Origin of the sequence: Marinimicrobium sp. C2-29 (assembly GCF_038419845.1) — a bacterium.
GTDB lineage: Bacteria > Pseudomonadota > Gammaproteobacteria > Pseudomonadales > Cellvibrionaceae > Marinimicrobium.
In genome coordinates this window covers 390,378-410,853 of record NZ_JBCAQT010000001.1, presented here as the reverse complement: position 1 = coordinate 410,853, position 20,476 = coordinate 390,378, and the positions used below count along the sequence as shown (strand labels likewise).

The 20,476-nt window shown below is 61.0% G+C and carries 17 protein-coding genes; 4 read left to right on the top strand and 13 right to left on the bottom strand.

The features are described from left to right. Positions 1-5 precede the first annotated feature (5 nt). The gene (locus AAE484_RS01875) at positions 6-284 is read right to left on the bottom strand and encodes a sulfurtransferase TusA family protein (RefSeq protein WP_445928818.1); all 279 of its coding nucleotides are present in this window, start codon (positions 282-284) and stop codon (positions 6-8) included. Between the two features lie 151 nt (positions 285-435). Here AAE484_RS01875 and AAE484_RS01870 point away from each other — a divergent pair, with 151 nt between their 5' ends. Further along, on the top strand, positions 436-1,872 hold the full coding sequence (locus tag AAE484_RS01870) for a M48 family metalloprotease (protein ID WP_341936621.1): 1,437 nt from the start codon (positions 436-438) through the stop codon (positions 1,870-1,872). A 40-nt stretch (positions 1,873-1,912) separates the two neighbouring features. Here the strand turns inward: AAE484_RS01870 and AAE484_RS01865 are convergent, their stop codons facing one another. From AAE484_RS01865 to AAE484_RS01850, 4 genes are all read right to left on the bottom strand, one after another. Continuing rightward, complete coding sequence (locus AAE484_RS01865) at positions 1,913-5,242, bottom strand: EAL domain-containing protein (RefSeq protein ID WP_341936620.1); 3,330 nt, start codon at positions 5,240-5,242, stop codon at positions 1,913-1,915. 79 nt (positions 5,243-5,321) lie between these two features. Next, on the bottom strand, positions 5,322-5,555 hold the full coding sequence (locus AAE484_RS01860) for a SlyX family protein (RefSeq protein ID WP_341936619.1): 234 nt from the start codon (positions 5,553-5,555) through the stop codon (positions 5,322-5,324). Beyond that, a complete protein-coding gene (locus tag AAE484_RS01855; RefSeq protein WP_341936618.1) occupies positions 5,552-6,751 on the bottom strand; it encodes a serine hydrolase domain-containing protein in 1,200 nt (399 codons plus the stop codon). Before AAE484_RS01855 ends, AAE484_RS01860 begins: the two co-directional genes overlap by 4 nt. Next, positions 6,748-7,143, bottom strand: coding sequence for a c-type cytochrome (locus AAE484_RS01850; protein WP_341936617.1), 396 nt, complete (start codon positions 7,141-7,143; stop codon positions 6,748-6,750). Before AAE484_RS01850 ends, AAE484_RS01855 begins: the two co-directional genes overlap by 4 nt. Positions 7,144-7,243: 100 nt before the next feature. Between AAE484_RS01850 and yciH the strand changes: the two genes are divergently transcribed. Together yciH and AAE484_RS01840 are read left to right on the top strand one after the other, a co-directional pair. Further along, positions 7,244-7,570, top strand: coding sequence for a stress response translation initiation inhibitor YciH (gene yciH / locus AAE484_RS01845; protein ID WP_341936616.1), 327 nt, complete (start codon positions 7,244-7,246; stop codon positions 7,568-7,570). Between the two features lie 131 nt (positions 7,571-7,701). After that, on the top strand, positions 7,702-8,238 hold the full coding sequence (locus tag AAE484_RS01840) for an energy transducer TonB (RefSeq protein ID WP_341936615.1): 537 nt from the start codon (positions 7,702-7,704) through the stop codon (positions 8,236-8,238). 82 nt (positions 8,239-8,320) lie between these two features. Here the strand turns inward: AAE484_RS01840 and AAE484_RS01835 are convergent, their stop codons facing one another. Then, positions 8,321-9,271: an acetyl-CoA carboxylase carboxyltransferase subunit alpha gene (locus AAE484_RS01835; protein WP_341936614.1), complete on the bottom strand. Its 951-nt coding sequence runs from the start codon at positions 9,269-9,271 to the stop codon at positions 8,321-8,323. Positions 9,272-9,564: 293 nt separating this feature from the next. Between AAE484_RS01835 and AAE484_RS01830 the strand changes: the two genes are divergently transcribed. Further along, the gene (locus AAE484_RS01830) at positions 9,565-11,991 is read left to right on the top strand and encodes a hypothetical protein (protein ID WP_341936613.1); all 2,427 of its coding nucleotides are present in this window, start codon (positions 9,565-9,567) and stop codon (positions 11,989-11,991) included. Positions 11,992-12,084: 93 nt separating this feature from the next. Here AAE484_RS01830 and dnaE read toward each other — a convergent pair whose 3' ends face one another. The 7 genes from dnaE to AAE484_RS01795 all read right to left on the bottom strand — a co-directional run bounded on the left by dnaE (position 12,085) and on the right by AAE484_RS01795 (position 20,395). After that, on the bottom strand, positions 12,085-15,585 hold the full coding sequence (gene dnaE, locus AAE484_RS01825) for a DNA polymerase III subunit alpha (protein ID WP_341936612.1): 3,501 nt from the start codon (positions 15,583-15,585) through the stop codon (positions 12,085-12,087). Between the two features lie 37 nt (positions 15,586-15,622). Then, positions 15,623-16,243, bottom strand: a complete 621-nt coding sequence (rnhB, locus tag AAE484_RS01820; protein ID WP_341936611.1) for a ribonuclease HII — start codon at positions 16,241-16,243, stop codon at positions 15,623-15,625. Then, positions 16,240-17,418, bottom strand: coding sequence for a lipid-A-disaccharide synthase (lpxB, locus tag AAE484_RS01815; RefSeq protein WP_341936610.1), 1,179 nt, complete (start codon positions 17,416-17,418; stop codon positions 16,240-16,242). The genes rnhB and lpxB overlap by 4 nt, the downstream gene beginning before the upstream one ends. Positions 17,419-17,426: 8 nt before the next feature. Beyond that, the gene (lpxA, locus tag AAE484_RS01810; protein WP_341936609.1) at positions 17,427-18,197 is read right to left on the bottom strand and encodes an acyl-ACP--UDP-N-acetylglucosamine O-acyltransferase; all 771 of its coding nucleotides are present in this window, start codon (positions 18,195-18,197) and stop codon (positions 17,427-17,429) included. An 82-nt stretch (positions 18,198-18,279) separates the two neighbouring features. Continuing rightward, positions 18,280-18,717 (bottom strand): 3-hydroxyacyl-ACP dehydratase FabZ, encoded by a 438-nt coding sequence (fabZ, locus tag AAE484_RS01805; protein ID WP_341936608.1) that lies wholly within the window; start codon positions 18,715-18,717, stop codon positions 18,280-18,282. A 112-nt stretch (positions 18,718-18,829) separates the two neighbouring features. Then, on the bottom strand, positions 18,830-19,852 hold the full coding sequence (lpxD, locus tag AAE484_RS01800) for a UDP-3-O-(3-hydroxymyristoyl)glucosamine N-acyltransferase (RefSeq protein WP_341936607.1): 1,023 nt from the start codon (positions 19,850-19,852) through the stop codon (positions 18,830-18,832). Between the two features lie 15 nt (positions 19,853-19,867). After that, a complete protein-coding gene (locus tag AAE484_RS01795; protein WP_341936606.1) occupies positions 19,868-20,395 on the bottom strand; it encodes an OmpH family outer membrane protein in 528 nt (175 codons plus the stop codon). Positions 20,396-20,476 lie beyond the last annotated feature (81 nt).

Below are 20,476 nucleotides of genomic sequence, written 5' to 3'. Positions count from 1 at the left end.
ATCGGTCAGGATTTTACCAGAATATGGGTGTAAACCCCCGCCTCTTCGCTTTGGTGCAGCAACCGGTGGCCGGAGAGCTCGGCAAAGCTCTGGAAGTCGCGCACCGAGCCGACGTCGGTGGCGCGAACCCGCAGCGCCTCCCCCGAGGCCAGATCGCGCAGCGCCTGTTTGGCCCGCAGCAGCGGCAGGGGGCAACGCAAGTCCCGGGCATCCACGTCCCGTGCGATCGGCCATTCCCCGGAGCCGGAATCACCGGGCCCGGAATCCAGAGAATCAATACTCAAGCGGCGCCCCCTCTGGACGTTGGCCGACACCGGGGGTTGAACCGCCGAAACCTTCAGCGGTCTGAAAGAAGTAACCCTGGAGGCTGGCGCGAGCCGCCGCCGCAAGGCTACACTGTCGCCCTCTCGGGCCGCTACAGGAGTCTGTACCGACGTGAAACATGTCACCACCCTTTTGCTGGCGCTGCTACTCGTTGTCTCGAGCACGATCAACGCCAGCCGCGAAATTGAATTGCCCGTATTGGGAGACACCAGCTCCGGCACCGTCTCGCCCCGCCAGGAGCAGGAGCTGGGTCGTGAGCTGCTCAGATTGTACCGCAGTCAGGTGCCGACGTCCTCCGATTACCAGATCATCCAGTACCTGGAGGAGCTGCTGGCCCGGCTGGTTCCCCACAGTGATCTGAGCAACCGCGAGCTGGAACTGGTGCTGGTCAGAAGCTCCACCATGAACGCCTTCGCCGCTCCGGGCGGCATTATCGGGGTCAATACCGGCCTGCTCAACTATGCCGAGAACGAACACCAGCTGGCGTCGGTGCTCAGTCACGAACTGGCCCACCTGAGTCAGCGCCACTATGCCCGGCGCGTGCAACAGCAGCAGAACATGTCCATCCCCATGTACGCGGCGCTGCTGGGCAGCCTGATCCTGGCCGCGACCAGCGGCTCGGACGCGGGTATTGCCGGCATCATGAGCACCCAGGCCGCCGCTCTCGATGCACAGCTGCGGTTCAGCCGTCAGTTTGAGCAGGAGGCCGACCGTCTGGGCATGCAGATCATGGCCAGGGCCGGCATGGATCCGCGCGCCGCCAGCGAGATGTTCGAGCAGATGATGCGTGCCGGCCGTTACAGCCAGCGTCCGCCGGAATTTCTGCTCACCCACCCGATTACCGAGCGCCGGATCGCCGATACCCGCAGCCGCACGCTGAACATGCCCCGAAAAGAATACGATAACAATCTCGAATACCATCTGATGCGCGCCCGCACCCGGATCGCCCACCAGACTCCCGAGAAGGCGGTCCAGCGCTTTGAAAGCGAGCTGGAAGCGGAGGTCGCCCCCCTCGCCGCCAGCCGCTACGGCCTGGCCCTGGCGCAGATGGAAGCGGGCCAGTTTGGTCGGGCCGAGCAGACGCTGGCGCCGCTGCTCGAGGAGGACCCGGAGCGCATGACCTATCAGTTACTGGCCGCCGAGATCGACACCGAGCGGGAGCGTCACGATGAGGCCCTTTCGCGCCTGCGCACGCTGATGGACAACAACCCCGATCAGTACGCTCTGACCATGCGCTACGCCCTGGCCCTCATGAAGGCCGGTCAGTTTGAACAGAGCGCCTCGATTCTGCGCAGCTACTCCCGCCAGCGCCCGACCGACCCCCAGGTCTGGTACTGGCTGGCGGAAGTCAGCGGTCTGGCCGGCGATATTCAGGGCGTCCATGAGGCGCGGGCGGAGTACTTCATTCAGGTGGGGGCCTACAGTCAGGCACTGCAACAACTGAAAAATGCCCTCAAGCGCGCCGATGACAGCACCCACACCCGGATACTGCTGCGCCAGCGGATCAAAGAGGTGGAGGAAATGCAGCGCACGGCGGCCAGCCTGTAGCGTCGCGCGGCGCCGGGGCGGACACTCTGTGGCCGCTCGCCTATGGCCGCGCCTGCTCCAACCAGCCCGACTCGTCCAGCCACCGGGAGAAGGCGTCCAGGGGCATGGGCCGGGCGATATGGTAGCCCTGCGCCAGATCACAGCCCATGTCGCTCAGCCGCTCGAGTACCTCGGCGGTTTCAACTCCCTCGGCGACCACACTCAACCCCAGGTTGTGCGCCAGATGGATGGTCGAGTTGACGATGATTTCATCCTGCTCATCCTCCAGCATCTGGCGCACAAAGGAGTTGTCAATTTTGAGAGTCTGGACCGGCAGGCGCTTGAGATAGGCGAGCGATGAGTAGCCGGTGCCGAAATCGTCAATCGACAGACCGACCCCCAACTCATGCAACCGCTCCAGCGTCGTCATGGCCCGACGCGGGTCGGTCATGATCGAGCTCTCGGTAATTTCCAGCTCCAGCGCCCAGTGCGGCAGACCATATTCTCTGAGCATGATTTCCACATGCCGCACCAGGGTATCGTCGATCAGATTGCGCGCCGACAGGTTGACCGCCACACTGATCGGGTAGCCCGCCTCATGCCAGTCGCAGCAGGTGCGAATACTCTCCTCCAGGACCCAGCGGGTGAGCGGGTGGATCAGGTTGGTCGCCTCGGCGATGGGAATGAAATCCACGGGCGAGACAAACCCCAGCTCCGGATGCTGCCAGCGCAACAGGGCTTCGCACCCGACACAGCGTGCCCCGGAGAGGTCGATTTTGGGCTGAAAATAGAGGCATAGCTGATCGTCGCGAATGCCGCGACCCAGCTCATTCATCATCGACAGGCGCTGGGGTGAGTGCGGATCTTTCTCGGCATCATAGAGTGCCACGCCGGTCATCTCGGTTTTGGCACAGTACATGGCGACATCGGAATAGCGCATCAGGGTGCTTACATCATTCGCCTGCTCGGGGCTGATGGAAATACCGATACTGGCGCTGATTTCGGTGGCGTAGCCCTCAATGTCAAACCCATCGCGCAGGGCATCCAGCACCCGGTGGCCGAACACCAGCGCCTGGCGGCTGTGGCGGATTTCGGGCAGGAAAATGGCAAATTCATCGCCCCCGAGGCGCGCCACCGTCCCGCTCAACTCCATCATCTCCGATTCCAGTCGCGGCCCGATCTGGCAGAGCAACCGGTCGCCCACCTGGTGGCCGAGGGTGTCGTTGATCTCTTTGAAGCGGTCCAGATCGATCAACAAAAGCGCCGACTTCGGTGACTCCGGCCGACTCAACCAATGCTCCATCTCCCGGTAGAGTTTGGTCCGATTGGGCAGATGCGTCAGCGAATCGTGGGTATTCTGATATTCCAGCCGCTCTTCATAGCGCTTGCGCGCGGTGATGTCTTTGCTGGTGCCCCACACCCGGCGCAGATAACCGTCTTCGACCTCACCCACACAGGAGATCTGAAAGTGGATATCCCGACCGTGCAGATCCTTGCGCTCGATTTCGTAATCCACCAGCTGATAGCCCTCGGCAATGAACCGACTGACATCGAAGCGGTAATGATTGGAGCCAGTCACAATCAGGCTGGACCCGAGCAATGATTCGACAGACGGTGCCCCAAACATCTGAGCCAGCACGCGATTGCATTCCGCGAGCCGGGCACTGTCAACAATCGCGGCTTCCTGCTGCTCTGGGGGTCCATCAACCGGCACCGGCGGCTCCATGTCATAGCGCCAGATGCCCTCCGAGCTGTTGGCAATAAACGCCCGGTAGCGCGCCTCACTCTGGGTCAGCGCCTGCTCGCGGGAACGGCTCTCGGTGATATCGTTCATCACCATCAGGATGCCGCTGACATAGCCCTGGCTGTTTTTGGTGGGAATCTTGTCCACCGAAAACCACAACCGCTCTCCCCGGATCACGGCACTCTCGACCGAGCCCAGTTGCGGATCACCCGTGCGGATGACCTGCATCAACTCCCGCTGGCGTTCGGAGGGGTCGTCCCATTGGGGCGCCACTTCAAGAAAGCTTTTGCCGACCGCGAGCGTTCCGCTCAATAGCTCCTGGGTGAGCTGGTTGTAGTCCTTCACCAACCCCCAGCGATCAAAATACCAGACCGCCGCGCGCATGGAATCGAGCAGCAGGCGAAGCTCCTGGCGCTGACTCTGCAGACTCTGCTCGATCGATTTCTGTCGGGTGACATCGGTCATTATCTGGCCGATGCCGCGCCGTTGACCGTTCGGCCCATCGATCAGAAAGCGGACGGTGACGAAGGTATGGTTCTGTCCATCGGGACCCGGCAACACCTCCTCGACCGGTGGCAGCGACTCCCCGTCCAGCAGTTTCTTCTCCCGCTCCAGCATGCGCCGGGCAACCTCGGGCGGAAACAGCTGGGTGTCGGTCTGGCCGCAGATATCGTCGGCCTCACGGCCAAACCAGCGGGCAAAGCTGTCGTTCACCAACAGGTAATGCCCGCTGACCGACTTGACCGTGACGAAGTTGCGGGAGTTGTTGATCACGCTGTAAAGCAACTGGTCGCGCTGCTCCAGCTCCCGGTGCGCGCTGTACTCCCCACTGCGGTCCTGACACTGGATCAGCACCCGACTGACCTGGCCGTGGCGATCCCGCATCGGGACAAAGCTGACTTTGATGGGCACCCACTGCTCCCGGAACAGCTGATTCCGGTGCAGATTGGCCAGGGAGTAATCCAGCTCAAAGCTCTGGACTTCACCGCGCTGGTAGACCCGGCGCAACCGCGTCAGGTGCTCTGGATGATCCCGAAGCGAGCGGTCGCGCAGTATTTGGTAGTGGCCCACCCCGGACAGGGCCTGTCGGGGAGTCAACTGGAACAATTGCTCGACGGCCCGGTTGTACTCGAGCAGAACGCCACTGGGGTCAGTGGTCAGGCTCGGAATGGGGCTTTCGGCAAACAGCCGGGAGAGGAGGCTCTGAACGTATTCGGAGCCGGGATTGGAGAGCCAGTGCTGGCTGTCGACCACCGCGCCGACATATTCCCAGGCCCCAGCGGCGCCGGCCTGCAACCGGCCGATAAAGCGCAGGCGGGGCTGGCTGGCCAACCCCGCCAGACAGACTTCACAGGCGAAGGAACCACCCCCGGCACGGCCGGGCCCAGCGGCGCCCGCCGTGGCCCTGGTAGGAAAGCTGCGCTGAAAAATATACTGATCGGCGGGGGTCATCAGCCCCAGCAGCTGCTCTTCGTGCTCAATCAGCCCCAACTCCGGGACGAGTTGGTAGATGGGGCCGGACAGTGTCACCGAGCGCGCCTGGGCATCAAGCTGCCAGACGGCAATTTCCGAGGCCTCCAGGGCCGAGTCGAGCAGAGACAGCATGGAGTGATTCGCACTCAGACTTCTGGGTGATCCCTGCTGCATAGACGCCGTGTTCTCTGGTTATCGATGGATTTGCCCCACAATTGTAGACCAAGATCGACGCGCAGGTGGTATTTTGGCGTCAATAGTGTGGCGGCCGCTCGTCCGCCGGGCTACCGGCATCGCCCGCGCCCTCCTCTACGGCATGACGCAAGTCGCGGTATTTGACGGCGAGCATCTGCAATTGCTGCTCCAGCCGATCAATCTGCTTGGCCTGGCCCGCTACCACCTGATTCAGCTGCTGCAGCGCGTCTTCCTGAAAGGTCACCCTTGCCTGCAGGTCCTCGATCAGATACCCCTCACTGTGTTCATTCATGGCGTTTCTCCCACACATTGATAAAGGGCGTCGATCAGCTGTTGCGGACGTGGGTCGATCAACAGACTCTGCCCCATCCGGCCGGTCACATAGCCAAACCCGATCCCGAAATCCGGGTCAGCAAAGCCCAGACAGCCACCGGCGCCGGGGTGTCCGAAGGCGCCCCGCCCTCGCCCGAGGCGGCAGTCGGCCCGCTTCTGGGAGAGCATGAAGCCGTGCCCGAACCGCAGGGGCAGTCCGAGTACCCGGTCCTCCTCAAAGGTCAGCTCCTGTGAGCAGAGTGCCACGGAGGTCCGGGATAAGACCGTCGTATTGTCCAGCTGCCCATCATTGGCCAGAGCACCGTAAACGGCCGCCAGATCGCGCGCACTGCTATGGCCATTGGCGGCGGGGATTTCGGCCCGCTGCCAGGCCTCGCTGTTACTGGCGGTCATCAGACTCATGGGGTTACTGAACGCCCGATTGGTGACACCGCGCGGGTCGGCTTTCATGATTTTACCCAGCGATTGACTGTCGGCCCCTCCAGAGTTGGCTCCCCCAAGAGGGCGTTTGAGCGGGCGCATCTGCGCCGGGCTGGCATCACCCTCTTTCAGGCCAATGCGCAATCCCAGCCCCAGGGGCTGGGCGAGTGCCTTCTCCACATACTGGCCAAAGCTGTCGTAGCCACTGACGCGGCGCACCAGCTCGCCCAGCGCCCAGCCAAACAGGAAGGGGGAATAGCCCTGCCCCTCTCCGGGCGTCCACCAGGGCTCGGCCTGCTCGACCCGGGCGGTCATGGCCGACCAGTCAAAAATGGCATCATCCGGCACCCGCTCCTGCAATGCCGACACGCCGGAGCGATGGCAGAGCAGCTGCCGGGGCGTGATGTCGGCTTTGCCCGCCTGGCCGAAGTCGGGCCAGTAGTCCGCCACGGGACGATCCAGCTCCAGTTCACCGGCGTCGGCCAGTTGCAGGACCGAGAGCGCCACCAGCGCCTTGCTGGCCGAAAAGAGGTTGGTCCGGGTGTTTTCTTCCCAGGCAACGCCGGGCGCCGCCTCGCCCGCCCAGAGGCTGAGTACGGGCTCCCCCGCCAGATACACCGCCAGCGCGGCGCCCTCCTCCCCGGACGCTTCAAAATTGTCCGAAAAAGCCTCGACGACCGGTGCCCAGCGCTCGCTCCAGTGGCCCTGAACCTCGATCATTGCCCTCTCAATCATTGCCCTTTCTCCGGGCCCGGCAGGCTGGCGTAGTAATGGCTCAGGGCCGCAATTGCCTCATCGCTGAGATTGCGCGCAACAGAGCCCATCATCGGATTGTCCCGCTCACCACTGCGAAATGCCTTAAGCTGCTCTTCCAGATACGCCTGGGAGCGCCCGGCGAGCGACGGGTAGGAATCCACCCGGGAGATGCCCTCGGGCCCGTGGCAGCCCATACAGGAGCGGGACTGGCGCTTGCCGGTCTGCAGGCGCTGTTGCTCCTCGGTCAGATCATCGGGCGATTGGGTATAGTCGCTGCTCGGCCCTTCGCCACAGGCGGCCAATATCAACATTGACAGTAGTGCCACGGCGAGGGCCGCCAGCAGGGGATAACGCAAGCTAGTAGGGTTCACAGATTCACTCCTCTCGATCAGTTGCGGGCGATTCTACCATCGCCACTTGTTATCATGGGAACCCATCACGTTTTCGTATCAGACAGTGAGGCCTGAATCCATGAGTAAAAACAGCCGTCTGGTGTACTCCACCGAAACCGGCCGCATCAAACCCCAGCAAGCCGAACCCGAAGCGCCTCCCGCCGGTGACGGCATTGTGCGCCTGCACCGGGAGACCAAGGGACGGGGCGGCAAGGCCGTGACGCTGGTGACGGGCATCCCTGAGGCGGGGGACAAACTCAAGGCCATCGGCAAGCAGCTCAAACAACTGTGCGGCACCGGCGGCTCGGTCAAAGACGGCGTCATCACCATTCAGGGCGATCAGCGGGAGAAGCTGAAACCGGCGCTGGAAGCCAAAGGCTATACGGTAAAAATCGCGGGCGGCTGATAACGGCCGCGGCTGCAAGGAAACGGCATTATTATTGCGAACGGCACTATTATTGCAAACGGCACTATTATTGCAATAGTCGGAAGACAAACCATCACAACGTCAAGTTTTTGTCTTCGAGGATGCACACCGTGGATAACGCGATTTTTGTCGAATTGCTGGATACCTCTCTGAAAGTGGCTCTGGGCGCCCTGATTGCGGGCGTTGCGGGCTGGTGGGTGATGCGCCGCAACGCGGCGGCGGGCTCAAGCTCGGTCCGGGAAGAGCGCTGTCTGAACATGCTCGAACAGATTTCCGGCCAGGTCGGCCAGGTCAGCCATATTTTCGCCAAATACTCGTCACTGGCGGCGGAATCGGTGCAGTTTGGCGAACGCTGGCCGCGCGAGCGCCGAAAAGAGCTGGAGACGATCAGTGCCGAGCTGGTGAACGAGTTTCGCCGCCTGGCCGACGCCGAGGCCAAGTTGCTGATGCTGGGGGAGAAAAATCTGGAGCGCAGCCTGAGTCTGTACGGCCGCCAGATTGCCCTGTTCCGCAAGCAGGTCTATGTGGGCCGACCGGATATCAGTCTGGAACAGGTCGCGGCCCTCAAGCAGGAGACCGCCCGCGCCCGGGAGAAGTTCTACGAGCTGCTCAGCCGCAAGTACGACCGCCTGCTTGCCAGCGCTTAAGTCTCGGCTTTAGCGTCAAATACAAAAAAACCCGCCGGTGTTACCGAGCGGGTTTTTTTATCGATGGCGTCCGGGCATCCGATCAGGGATTGCCGTAGCTCATGAGGCGCTCGTAGCGGCGTTCCAGCAGGGCATCAATGGGCTCACTGCTGAGCCGGTCGACCTGGTCGGTCAGGCGCGCTTTGAGGTTTTCGGACATGGCTTCGATGTCCCGGTGGGCACCGCCCAGGGGCTCGGGGATGGTCTCATCCACAATACCCAGCTCTTCCAGCACGGTGGAGGTCACGCCCATGGCCTCCGCGGCCTGCGGGGCCTTGGCCACGGTTTTCCAGATGATATTGGCGCAACCTTCCGGGGAGATGACGAAGTAGGTGGAGTACTGCAGCATGTTGAGCTGGTCACCCACGCCGATGGCCAGTGCCCCGCCGGAGGAGCCCTCACCGATCACGGTGCAGATGATGGGCGTACGCAGCCGGGACATGACCGCCAGGTTCTGGGCGATGGATTCGCTGATACCGCGCTGTTCCGAGTCGATGCCGGGGTAGGCCCCCGGGGTGTCGATCAGGGTCAGCACGGGCAGCTTGAAACGCTCGGCCATTTCCATCAGGCGCAGCGCCTTGCGGTAGCCTTCGGGCCGGGGCATACCGAAGTTGCGGTGAACCTTTTCGTGCACACTGCGGCCTTTTTCTTCGCCGATGACCATCACCGGCTTGCCGTCGAGGCGTGCCACACCGCCGATGATGGCGTGATCGTCACCGAAGTGGCGGTCGCCGTGCAGTTCGTCCCAGTCGGTGAACAGCCGCTTGATGTAGTCGGAGGTATAGGGCCGATGGGGATGCCGGGCGACCTGCACGACCTGCCAGGGGGTCAGGTGCGAGTAGATGCTTTCGGTGAGTTTGGTGCTTTTCTCACGCAGCTTGGCAATTTCCTCGGTAATATTGAGGTCGTTGTCGCTGCCCACCAGTTGCAGTTCCTCGATTTTACCTTCGAGTTCGGCGATGGGCTGTTCAAATTCCAGATAATTCAGATTCATAATCAGCTTATAGAGACCCTGGTCATTATGTATTGATGAAACACAAGACGAATGGGGACAAAGATACGCGAAATCCGCGAATTAGTCGACCTCATCGGTGCTACCGGCCGAACAAATAGAATTGATAGTGCTGATAATCGGACAAGGCTGACAGACCAACCCAAGCTTAAGGCCAATAAGAAATGTCGGTCGAATTAACCTACTTGAGGGATGAACTGGCGCCTAAATCTTGGTAGACTGCCGCTAAAATCTGTAAAAAAACGAACAACACTCAACATACGGAGCCACTCGCCATGCACCCCCCTCCCCTGACCCTGCTCTTTATCACTCTATTCAGTCTCGCAGCCGCGCTGACCGGCTGTGGCGGAAGTTCCGGTGACGACGGTGGTTCTCCAACGCCAACGTCAAACAATGACGATCCGGCGGATACCGACGACGAGAACAATGACGACCCAGCGGATGCCGACGATCAGGACACCCTGATGGATTTGGCCCGCCAGCTCCACAGCATGGATGTAAGCGGCGCCCAGGGCTTTGTCATCACCGATCGGGCAGATGATGACGCTGACAGCACCAGCGTAAGCGACGCCCTGGGTTTTCGCACCACCGACCAGGCGAATGGTGACGCTAACAGCACGGATGGGCAGCGTCAAATTCAGCGGCTTCCCATCGCCGCTGACATGGAGTCACTAAGCAGTCACGAGGAGAACCTCGAAGCCGCAACGCTTTATAAAGTAACCAGCGACGGCCGCTTGGAGCCCGTGTCCTATAACGACTCAGACGGCACCGAGCTGCCCCGAGGCAACTTCGAGCCCGCCGCCATATTGGAGATAGGGCCCGACTTTCTCTACATCGCCATCGAATTGACCCAGTTTCACCCGGATGACCCGAATAACCCCGAGGGCTCGGGCTGGACCGAACGGGAGATGGTTGGCTTGCTGGTTAACAAGTCCACCGGTCTGGCGTATCTCGCCGGAGAGGTCTTCGGTCCGGCCTGGGATATGGCCATCAATACCAGCGAGAGAGGCCAGGGGCGCTTTAGCAATCAGGTTCGAACTGACCCGGACGGCAACCTCTATTTTATTAAACCGTACGAAGACGGGCTAATGCGAGTTGACATCAGCAACCTGGGCAACGGCGACCTGACCGCGCAAAACGTCATCAACCTGCCCCATAATCTGATCGGCTTTGAAATGACGGGCGACGGCAGTTTTCTGGTCTACCGCGGCAACAACTCCAACGAAGACACCGTTTACATGGCTCACGACTTGCTGAACGATGAATCGATGACCATCCGCAGCATCCAGGGCATCTATGACGACAGTGAGCCCAAGGCCGCCATTCGCGGCCTTGATGGCGAGCTCTATCTGGTTTACGAGCGCACGATTGAAGGCTCAGGGACTTTCGAGAGCGAGTATGAACTGATTCAACTGACCCGAGATGATACAGGCGCACTGACCGGTGAAAGCCAGGCCACACTCACGGGCAGGTTCGCCAGCGGCAATGAAGACCAGTACGATGATATCCTGCGGAACTTCACCGGAAACTCATTTGGTCTTCGGGTGTGGTCCCACGGCCGTCAGGTAGTCAGTGGCCGATTGATGTACTTTGAAGCGTTCCCAAGTGCCATGTATGAGGTGGATATTGCCAACCGCACAGTCATCAGCCATGACTCGGCATACGAACCGTTTGGCGATTCGCAGCTCACCGGAGACATCCCCGTGATCCCGACAGAGCGCTACGTATGGCTCTCGGGTCAGGCTGACGACGGCTCGCCCATTATCGTACGCTACAACCCCGCCAATATGGAAAGCATTACCTTTGAGTTCGACCAGAACTTCGAGGTCACCAACTACGACCCCATGGGAGATCGCATCGTATTTGAAGGCCTGCGCTATAGCGACGGCGCCACTGTGGTCGGTGAGATGACCATCGAAGGCGAAACCCTGAACACCCAAGTCTACGAGGCCAGCCCGGTCGCAATCCTCACGCTGCGGGCCATTACCCCCGCCGACTTGGTGCGCATAGACGGCAACCCGCGCGACTGGGACACTGCTAACCGCTTACTCTTCGGCAGCGAAGGCTCCGGCCCCGCGGGCTCCGACCTGCTCTACTACAGTGAGCTGGAAGGCCAGAGCGAGTACCTGGGATTGGTGGAGTTTGCTGGCAACATCAATCAAGAACACCACACCCGCATTGTATTCGATACACACGCCCTGACTATCGACAGCGAAGGCGTATGGGTGTCCAGCGGCAGTAATCAACCCCGTCTGGTCGACGAGTCCCGGGTCGGTGTCGGCATTGCACTGGAGTTCGCCGTTTCAGACGCAGACTTCGACGGTGCCGCCTCCGACCTGCAAGCCATCGAACGCTTCGAGCGGGTTCGCTATGGAGCCGTTCAGGTCAATGAGAAAAGCGGAAACGAGAACGCGCTGGAGCTGGATGTCGTCTTTGAATCCGCGCTGGGCGACCAGACAGTAACGATCCCGCTATCAGATACCGAGCAACTGGAGGTCACCCGGGATGCAGTGACTCTGATCAGCGGCGATCAGCCGCCGCAAACCATTACCGTCGATTTCCCGGCAGAGGATCAAGCCGGTGAAAGCCTCTCCATAAGCGTTGATGCCACTGACCTGCAGGACCCGAACAGCGTCTACGACGTAATTGAAGCTGACAACCCCGAGGGCGTTGTGGTCGAAGAAACCCTCGACAGTCTGTAACCATCTCAGGGCGAAGGAACGCCCTTTCTCTGTGGAACGAGTGACCAACGAGGTTGGTGACTGTGCCTGCCTGGTTCTAATCTTTTAAATCACTTAAGCGTAAACCAGGTGCACACTGCCCGGACCATAGGTATCGCGTAGACGCTGCAGCAGGTCGTCTTCGGGACGCACCTGCCAGGAGGCGCCCAGGCGTACCTGGCCGCGCGCTCCATTACGGGTGTAGTCGATCACAATCGGGCAGCGCCCTTCCCGGTACGGATCAAGCAGGTCACTCAACTGACGGGGAAAATTGGCCGACAGCGCTCCGGCCTCCAGGGCCAGACACAGCTCCCGGGCGCGTTCCTGACGGACATCGGATAACAGGCGCAGATTGTCTGCGCGCATTTTCAATGAACCGCTGTAGTCGTCGTGGCTCACCTGTCCGGTCACTACCAGCAGGCTGTCTTTCAACAGGAGTTCGCGCGCCTCGTTGAACACATCGCTGAATACCGCCACTTCGATTCGCCCGGTGCGGTCATCCAGGGTCACAAACCCCATGCTGTCGCCGCGTTTGGTTTTCATCACCCGCATGGCCACCACCAGGCCGACCACGGTCTGGGCGCTTTTCTCGGGCTTGAGCTGGGCGATCCGCGAACTCACCAGATGGTTCAGCTCGCTTTCGTATTCGTCGATCGGGTGGCCGGTCAGGTAGAGGCCCAGGGTTTCCTTTTCGTGGTGCAGGCGTTCTTTCATGCTCCAGCTTCGGACCTTGTGGAACTCACCGTAGGCGTCACCCTCTGGGTCGCCGCCGGGGATCACTTCACCGAACAGGTCGACCATGCCCGCGCTCTGGTTGGCGGCCTGCTGCTCGGCGGTTTTCACCGCTTCGTTGATGGCGGCGAACATCACCGCCCGGTCGTAGTCGATGTCCACACCCGGCCCGAGCTTGTCCGCGGCGCCGGAGCGGATCAGCGCCTCGAGCGCGCGTTTGTTCACCTTGCGCGGGTCCACCCGTGAGCAGAAATCAAACAGGTCCTTGAAGGGACCCTCTTTGCGCGCGGCGATGATGCTCTCCACCGGACCCTCGCCCAGGCCCTTGATGGCGCCGAGGCCGTAGATGATGTTGTCGTCTTCATCGGCGCTGAACTGGAACTCGCCGGTGTTCACATCCGGCGGCAGCAGCTGCAGTTTCATCTGCCGGCACTCTTCGATGAAGGTCACCACCTTGTCGGTCTTGTCCATGTCCGAGGACATGGTGGCGGCCATGAAGTGCGCCGGGTAATGGGCCTTGAGCCAGGCGGTCTGGTAGGAGACCAGGGCGTAAGCGGCCGAGTGGGATTTGTTGAAACCGTAACCGGCGAACTTTTCCACCAGATCGAAGATCTTCATCGCCAGATCCGGGTCGATCCCCTGCTCTTTCGCGCCCTGGGCGAACACCTCCCGCTGCTTTTCCATCTCTTCGAGCTTTTTCTTGCCCATGGCCCGGCGCAGCATGTCGGCGCCGCCCAGACTGTAGCCCGCCAGGACCTGGGCGATCTGCATCACCTGCTCCTGGTAGACGATCACCCCGTAGGTGGGTTTCAGGATCGGCTCAAGGCGCGGGTGCTGATACTTGGCATCCGGGTAGGCCACCTGGGCGCGGCCGTGCTTGCGGTTGATGAAGTCATCCACCATGCCGGAGTCCAGCGGGCCGGGACGGAAGAGCGCGACCAGGGCGATCATTTCCTCGAAGCTCTCGGGAATCATGCGTTTGATCAGGTCTTTCATGCCCCGGGATTCGAGCTGGAACACGGCCGTGGTCTCGGCCCGCTTGAGCATGGCGAAGGTTTCGGGGTCATCCAGCGGGATGGCGGCAATATCCAGCGGCGGCTCGCCGGATTTGGCCCGATGCTGGTCGATCATCGCCTTGGCCCAGTCGATGATGGTGAGCGTTCGCAAACCCAGAAAGTCGAACTTGACCAGACCCGCGTCTTCCACGTCGTTCTTGTCGTACTGGGTCACCAGCCCGCCGCCGGCGTCGTCACAGTACAGGGGGGCAAAGTCGGTGAGCTTGGTGGGGGCAATGACCACGCCACCGGCGTGTTTGCCCACGTTGCGCGCCAGGCCTTCGAGCTGGGTGGCCATGTCCCAGATTTCCTGGGCCTCTTCGTCCTGACGCAGGAAGTCGCGCAGCACCTCTTCCTGCTCAAGCGCCACCTCCAGGGTCATGCCGGGGGTGGCCGGAATCATTTTGGAGAGTTTGTCGGCCAGGCCGTAGGATTTGCCCAGCACCCGTGCCACATCGCGCACCACCGCCTTGGCCGCCATGGTGCCGAAGGTGATGATCTGACTCACCGCCTCGCGCCCGTAGCGCTCGGCCACGTAGGAAATCACCCGGTCGCGGTTGTCCATGCAGAAGTCGACGTCAAAGTCGGGCATGGAAACCCGCTCGGGGTTGAGGAACCGTTCGAACAGCAGATCGTACTGCAGCGGGTCCAGGTCGGTAATATCGAGCGAATAGGCCACCAGAGAGCCGGCGCCCGAACCCCGGCCGGGGCCTACGGGAATATCGTGATCCTTGGCCCACTGGATGAAGTCCATCACGATCAGGAAGTAACCGGGGAACCCCATCTGGATGATGATGTCCAGCTCAAAGCGCAGCCGCTGCTCGTAGGTCTTGACCCGCTCCTGATAGTCGGCGGCGGCCGGGTCCAGAATCCGCTCGAGCCGCTTGTAGAGGCCGTCGAAGGAGATTTTCTCGAAAAACTGGTTTTCAGTCATGCCTTCTGGAATGGGGTACTCGGGCAGGTAGTACTTGCCCAGTTCAATATCCAGATTGCAGCGCTTGGCGATCTCCACGGAGTTCTGCAGCGCCTCGGGAACATCGCTGAAAAGCGCCTCCATCTCCTCGGGGGAGCGCAGGTACTGCTGGTCGCTGTAGCGACGCTCGCGCCGCGGGTCGTCCAGGGCCCGCCCTTCGCTGATGCAGACCCGGGCCTCGTGAGCCTCGAACTCATCCTGAGCGAGAAAGCGCACGTCATTGGTGGCCACCACCGGGCACTGGCATTCGGTCGCCAGTTCCACGGCCTGGTGCAGATAGTCCTCATCGTTCTCCCGGCCGGTGCGCTGCAGCTCGAGATAGAAGCGCTGGGGAAAATCGGCCATCCAGCCCTGCAGCAGCTCGCGCGACTGGGGTTTGCGCCCGGCGGTCAGGGCGACGCCAATATCCCCGTACTTGCCACCCGAGAGCGCGATCACCCCCTCGCTGTAGTGGCTGATCCAGTCGCGCTGGATATAGGCCACGCCCTGCTGCTGTCCCTCGCGCCAGGCACGGGAGATCAGCTCGATGATGTTCTTGTAGCCACGATTATCCATGGCCAGGAGGGTGATCAGATTGGGCTTGCCCTCCGGGTCGCTGTTGGTGACCAGAAAGTCGCTGCCGGCAATGGGCTTGAGACCCGCCGACTGGGCGGCCTTGTAGTATTTGATCAGGCCGTAGAAATTGCACTGATCCGTGACCGCACAGGCGGGCATACCCAGCTCGGCCACCCGTTTGACCAGCGGCTTGATCCGCACCAGGCTGTCGGCCAGGGAGAATTCGGTGTGGACTCTTAAGTGAACAAAATTTGTGGTCATAATGTACCGGTTTGTCTAAATAGGATGTCTCAAGACCTCAAAACAGTTCGATTTGAGCGAGTAGTTCACGCACGGGGCCAAATGAAGTGCGGTGCACCGGGGTGACCCCAAGTGAGGCCAGCGCCGCCAGGTGCGTTTTTGTGGGGTAGCCCTTGTGCCCGGCAAAGCCGTAGCCGGGGTACTGCGCCTCGAGCGCCACCATTTCGCGGTCTCGCGCCACCTTGGCCAGGATGGAGGCGGCGCTGATGGCCGGGTGGCGGCTGTCGCCCTTGACCACCGCTTCGGCCGCATAGGCCCATTTGGGAAGGCGGTTGCCGTCCACCAGCACATGCTCGGGTTGGGGCTTGAGCCCCTCTACCGCCCGGGTCATGGCCAGCAGACTGGCCTGCAGGATATTCATCCGATCGATTTCGGCCACGCTCGCCCGGGCAATACACCAAGCCTGCGCCCGCAACTGGATCTGGTCAAACAGAATTTCCCGGCGCTTTTCGGTCAGCTTTTTGGAATCGTTCAGCCCCTCGATGGGGTCGGCCGGGTTGAGAATCACCGCGGCGGCGACTACATCCCCCGCCAATGGGCCCCGCCCCACTTCATCCACGCCCGCCAGCCATTGGCCCTGATAGCGGGATTCAAACGGGCCCAGCGCCACCCGGCTCACGCTCGAGCCTCCAGCAATCCGGCGATGGCATCGGCGGCGCGGTTGCTGGCATCGCGCGCCAGCTCCCGGTGGATGTCGGTAAAGGTCTCGAGCAACTCTCCGGTCTGCTCCGGATGGTCGATGTATTCCAGCACCGCAGCGCTGAGCGCTTCGGGCGTCGCCGCCTTCTGCAGCAGCTCGGGTACCAGTGCGCGACCGGCCAGGAGGTTGGGCAGCGACACATGCTCGGTTTTGACCAGCCGGGAGAGAATGGCGTAGGACAGGCTGGCCATTTTATAGGCCACCACCATCGGTGTTTTGAGCAACATCGCCTCCAGCGCCGTGGTGCCTGAGGAGATCAGGGCCACATCGGCGGCCGCCATCACCTTCTGTGACTGGCCCTGTACCAGGTGAACGGACAGATCCACAAACTGGGCCAATTGATGGTGGATCTGCCGGTAACGATCCGGGCTGGCCGCCGGGATCACAAACTGGATGTTGGGGCGCTGCTCGCGGCACAATCGGGCCGCCTGTAGAAACAACGGGCCCAGCTTTTCCACTTCCCCGCCCCGGCTGCCGGGCAACAACGCCACCAGGGGCCCCTCGGCGGAAATCCCCAGTTCGTGGCGCGGGTCGCTACTGTCTACCTCGATCGGGATTTCGTCGGCGAGGTGATGGCCGACAAACTCCACCGGCACCTGGTGCTGGCGATAAAAGTCGGCTTCAAACGGCAGGAGCGTCAACATCAGATCCACGCTGCGGGCGATGCCGTGAATCCGCCCCTGGCGCCAGGCCCAGACCGAGGGACTCACATAGTGCACGGTCGGCACACCCGAGGCTTTGAGGTGGCGCTCGATGTTCAGAGTAAAGTCCGGTGAGTCGATGCCGATGAACACCGCCGGTGGCCGTTCGGTGAAATGCTCCTTGATAAAGCGGCGGATTTTCAACAGTTCTGGCAGGCGCTTGAGGGGCTCGACAAATCCCATGACCGAGAGCCGATCCATGGGAAAGTAGGAGTGGAACCCCTGCGCCGACATGCGGGGACCGCCGATACCGGAGAATTCACAATTGGGGTAGTGGCGGCGCAGCGCCCGCATCAGCGCGGCGCCCAGGATATCGCCCGAGGCTTCGCCCGCGACGATACCAATCTGCATTCGTCCGGTCTGAACGCTGCCCGTCTGAGTCGATGCGTTCATACGCGCTCCTAGCGAACGATACCGCGCGATGAGGTTCTTATGGATTCAATCAAAGGTTGCATCGCCGCGCAGTCGGCCTGAAGCGGCTCCATCTGGGCCAGCGCTTCGTCGAGAGTCAGCCCGCGACGGTAGAGGATCTTGTAGGCTTTCTGAATCACCGCGATATCGCTTTTCTCAAAACCGCGGCGTTTGAGCCCCTCGGCATTGATGCTCTTGGCCGCCGCCGGATTGCCGTTGGCCATCACATACGCGGGTAGATCCTTGCCAATGGCCGTCCCCATACCGGTAAAGCTGTGGGCGCCCAGGTGGCAATACTGATGCACCAGGGTGAAGCCACTGAGAATGGCCCAGTCGCCAATGTGAACATGACCCGCCAGCGCGGTATTGTTCACCAGGATACAGTGATCGCCCAACACGCTGTCGTGCCCGATATGAACGTAGGCCATCAGAAGGTTGTGGTTGCCGATGGTGGTCTCACTGCGGTCCTGGACGGTACCGCGATGGATGGTCACACCCTCGCGGATGACATTGTGATCGCCAATCACCAGCCGGGTGGGTTCACCTTTGTATTTCAGGTCGGGCGTATCTTCCCCCACCGATGAAAACTGGTAGATGTGGTTGTGTCGGCCGATCCGCGTCGGCCCCTTGATCACTACATGAGAGGCCACCACGGTACCCTCACCGATCTCGACATCGGCACCGATGATGGTCCAGGGCCCCACTTCCACGTCAGCGGCCAGACGGGCATCCGGGTGAATAATCGCAGTGGAATGAATCAAAGTTTCTCTCGCTACATTCTGAGTGTCACGTCGGCTGAGTGTTACTTAGGATAGCTCGAGCCGTTCGCTCAACGACGCGTGCTTATACCTTGCGGTCCGCACACAGAATATTGGCGGCCGCGGCCAGGGCGCCGTCAACCGTCGCCTTGCACTCGAATTTCCAGATACCACGCTTGACCGACACCACCCGGGATTCCAGGGTCAGGCGGTCGCCCGGTATGACCTGGCGCTTGAAACGAACCTGATCGACACCGGCGAACAAGTAGATTGAGCCGTCTTCCGGCTTCTTGTTCATGGTTTTGAAGCCCAGAATACCCGAAGCCTGAGCCATGGCCTCCAGGATCATGACCCCCGGGAATATGGGGCTTTGCGGAAAGTGTCCGTTGAATACCTCCTCATTGCCGGTAATGTTCTTGTAGGCAATGATTGACTCACCTTCGACCAACTCGGTGACTCGGTCCACCAGCAGAAAGGGATAGCGGTGAGGCAGGTATTCACGTATTTCTCTTACATCCATCATAGTCAACGACCCTGGGTATTCGGTAGTAGCCACGTCTGCGGTAGCTATTCAGTCAACGGCACCACACGGGTAATGCCTGAAATTCTCTGGTGATCGGATGTGTCTACCCGATCTATTTCTCGGGCTTTTCGGCCCGTTTCAGCCGGTTGAACAGCCCGTCGAGCTGTCGAAAGCGCACGGCGTTGCGCCGCCATTCCCGCGAAGGAGACAGGGGCGTGCCCGATGAGTAAGAGCCCGCCTTGTCAATGGAGCGCGTCACCAGGCTCATGGCCGTCACATGCACGTTATCGGCAATCGTCAGATGCCCGATGATGCCAACGCCTCCGGCAATCGTGCAATTCTGCCCCAGCGTCGTGCTCCCGGCAATCCCTGCCTGCCCCGCAATCGCCGAGTTTTTGCCAATACGCACATTATGGGCGATCTGGACCTGATTATCGATCTTTACGCCATCGCCGATGACCGTATCGTCCAGAGCACCCCGGTCAATGGTGGTGCCCGCACCGACTTCCACATCGTTGCCCAGGACAACGCCGCCGAGCTGATGGATTTTTAACCAGCCACCGTCTTTCTGGGGCGCAAACCCGAACCCGTCGGCCCCCAGTACCGCGCCACTGTGGACGATACAGCGCTCTCCCAGACGCACGTCGTGATAGAGAACCACACCGGCCGCCAATCGGCAATCAGCTCCGATGACGCAACCGTCGCCGATACTGACGCCCGGGCCGATCTCCGCCCCCGCGCCAATCACCACATCGTTACCGAGAACCGCATTTGGCCCCACAATCGCATCCGGCGCCAGGGTGCATCCGGCTCCGATGACGGCGCTTTCGTGCCGGCCACCCGATGGGGTGGAACGGCGGGCGAAGAGCGCGGTAAGACGAGCGTAGGCCTGATAGGGGGTCGCTGTCAGCAAGCAGTTCCCGGGAAACTCCGATGCCAGTTCGGGGCTGATGATCACCGCCGAGGCCCGAGTAGTCGCCAGGAACTTCTTGTAAGCGGGGTTGGCTATAAAGCTGACATCCCCCGACTGTGCGTTCTGCAGTGTCGCCAACGCACTCAGGGGACAGTCGGGATCTCCGGCGAAATCGGCCTCCAGGTACTCGGCCAATTCCGCCAGGGTGTAACGTCGGGACACGCTCAAGGCCTCCGACTAGTTGGCCTTGTTCAGCAATTCGGTCACTTTTTCGGTGATGTCATAATCCGGTGCGGCATGAATCGCGCCCTGACTGTTGAGTACCAGATCGATCTCTTCCGCCTCAATCAACTGCGCGACGACCCGCTGGGTTTTGTCACCCATCTGCTGCATGACCGCCTGCATCACCCGCTGCCGCTCGCCCTGGAGCGTCTGGACGGTCCGTTCGTACTGCTGGCGCAGCTGTTGAGCTTCTTGCTGCTTCTCCTGCTTTTTCTCATCGGACCAGGTCATGCTGTTCTTCTGGGCATCTTCCTGGAAAGCTTCCAGCTCGGCGGTGAGATTTTCATAGCGCGAGCGCAGCTCAACGTAATCTTCGTTCTGATCGAGGGTCTGGAGCTGCTGCTGCGCCGCGTCGGTACTGAGGACCGCCGCCTGCAAGTCGAGCACGACAATCTTGTCCTGCGCTGTGGCCAGGGGGGCACCCAGTGCTGTTCCGAGCAACAACATCAAGCCAAGCGAGATACTTTTAGTTTTCAAACTCATCTTTATTTTCCTCTCAATTTCAATGAATAACGAACCTGCCAGCCGACAGCCATGACCATGGCAGCCGGCGATCGGGCCCTA

Coding starts and splice junctions, on each gene's coding strand:
- AAE484_RS01865 (WP_341936620.1), bottom strand. CDS start 5,242: ATGCAGCAGGGATCACCCAGAAGTCTGAGTGCGAATCACTCCATGCTG.
- AAE484_RS01860 (WP_341936619.1), bottom strand. CDS start 5,555: ATGAATGAACACAGTGAGGGGTATCTGATCGAGGACCTGCAGGCAAGG.
- AAE484_RS01855 (WP_341936618.1), bottom strand. CDS start 6,751: ATGATTGAGAGGGCAATGATCGAGGTTCAGGGCCACTGGAGCGAGCGC.
- yciH (WP_341936616.1), top strand. CDS start 7,244: ATGAGTAAAAACAGCCGTCTGGTGTACTCCACCGAAACCGGCCGCATC.
- AAE484_RS01835 (WP_341936614.1), bottom strand. CDS start 9,271: ATGAATCTGAATTATCTGGAATTTGAACAGCCCATCGCCGAACTCGAA.
- AAE484_RS01830 (WP_341936613.1), top strand. CDS start 9,565: ATGCACCCCCCTCCCCTGACCCTGCTCTTTATCACTCTATTCAGTCTC.
- dnaE (WP_341936612.1), bottom strand. CDS start 15,585: ATGACCACAAATTTTGTTCACTTAAGAGTCCACACCGAATTCTCCCTG.
- lpxB (WP_341936610.1), bottom strand. CDS start 17,418: ATGAACGCATCGACTCAGACGGGCAGCGTTCAGACCGGACGAATGCAG.
- fabZ (WP_341936608.1), bottom strand. CDS start 18,717: ATGATGGATGTAAGAGAAATACGTGAATACCTGCCTCACCGCTATCCC.
- AAE484_RS01795 (WP_341936606.1), bottom strand. CDS start 20,395: ATGAGTTTGAAAACTAAAAGTATCTCGCTTGGCTTGATGTTGTTGCTC.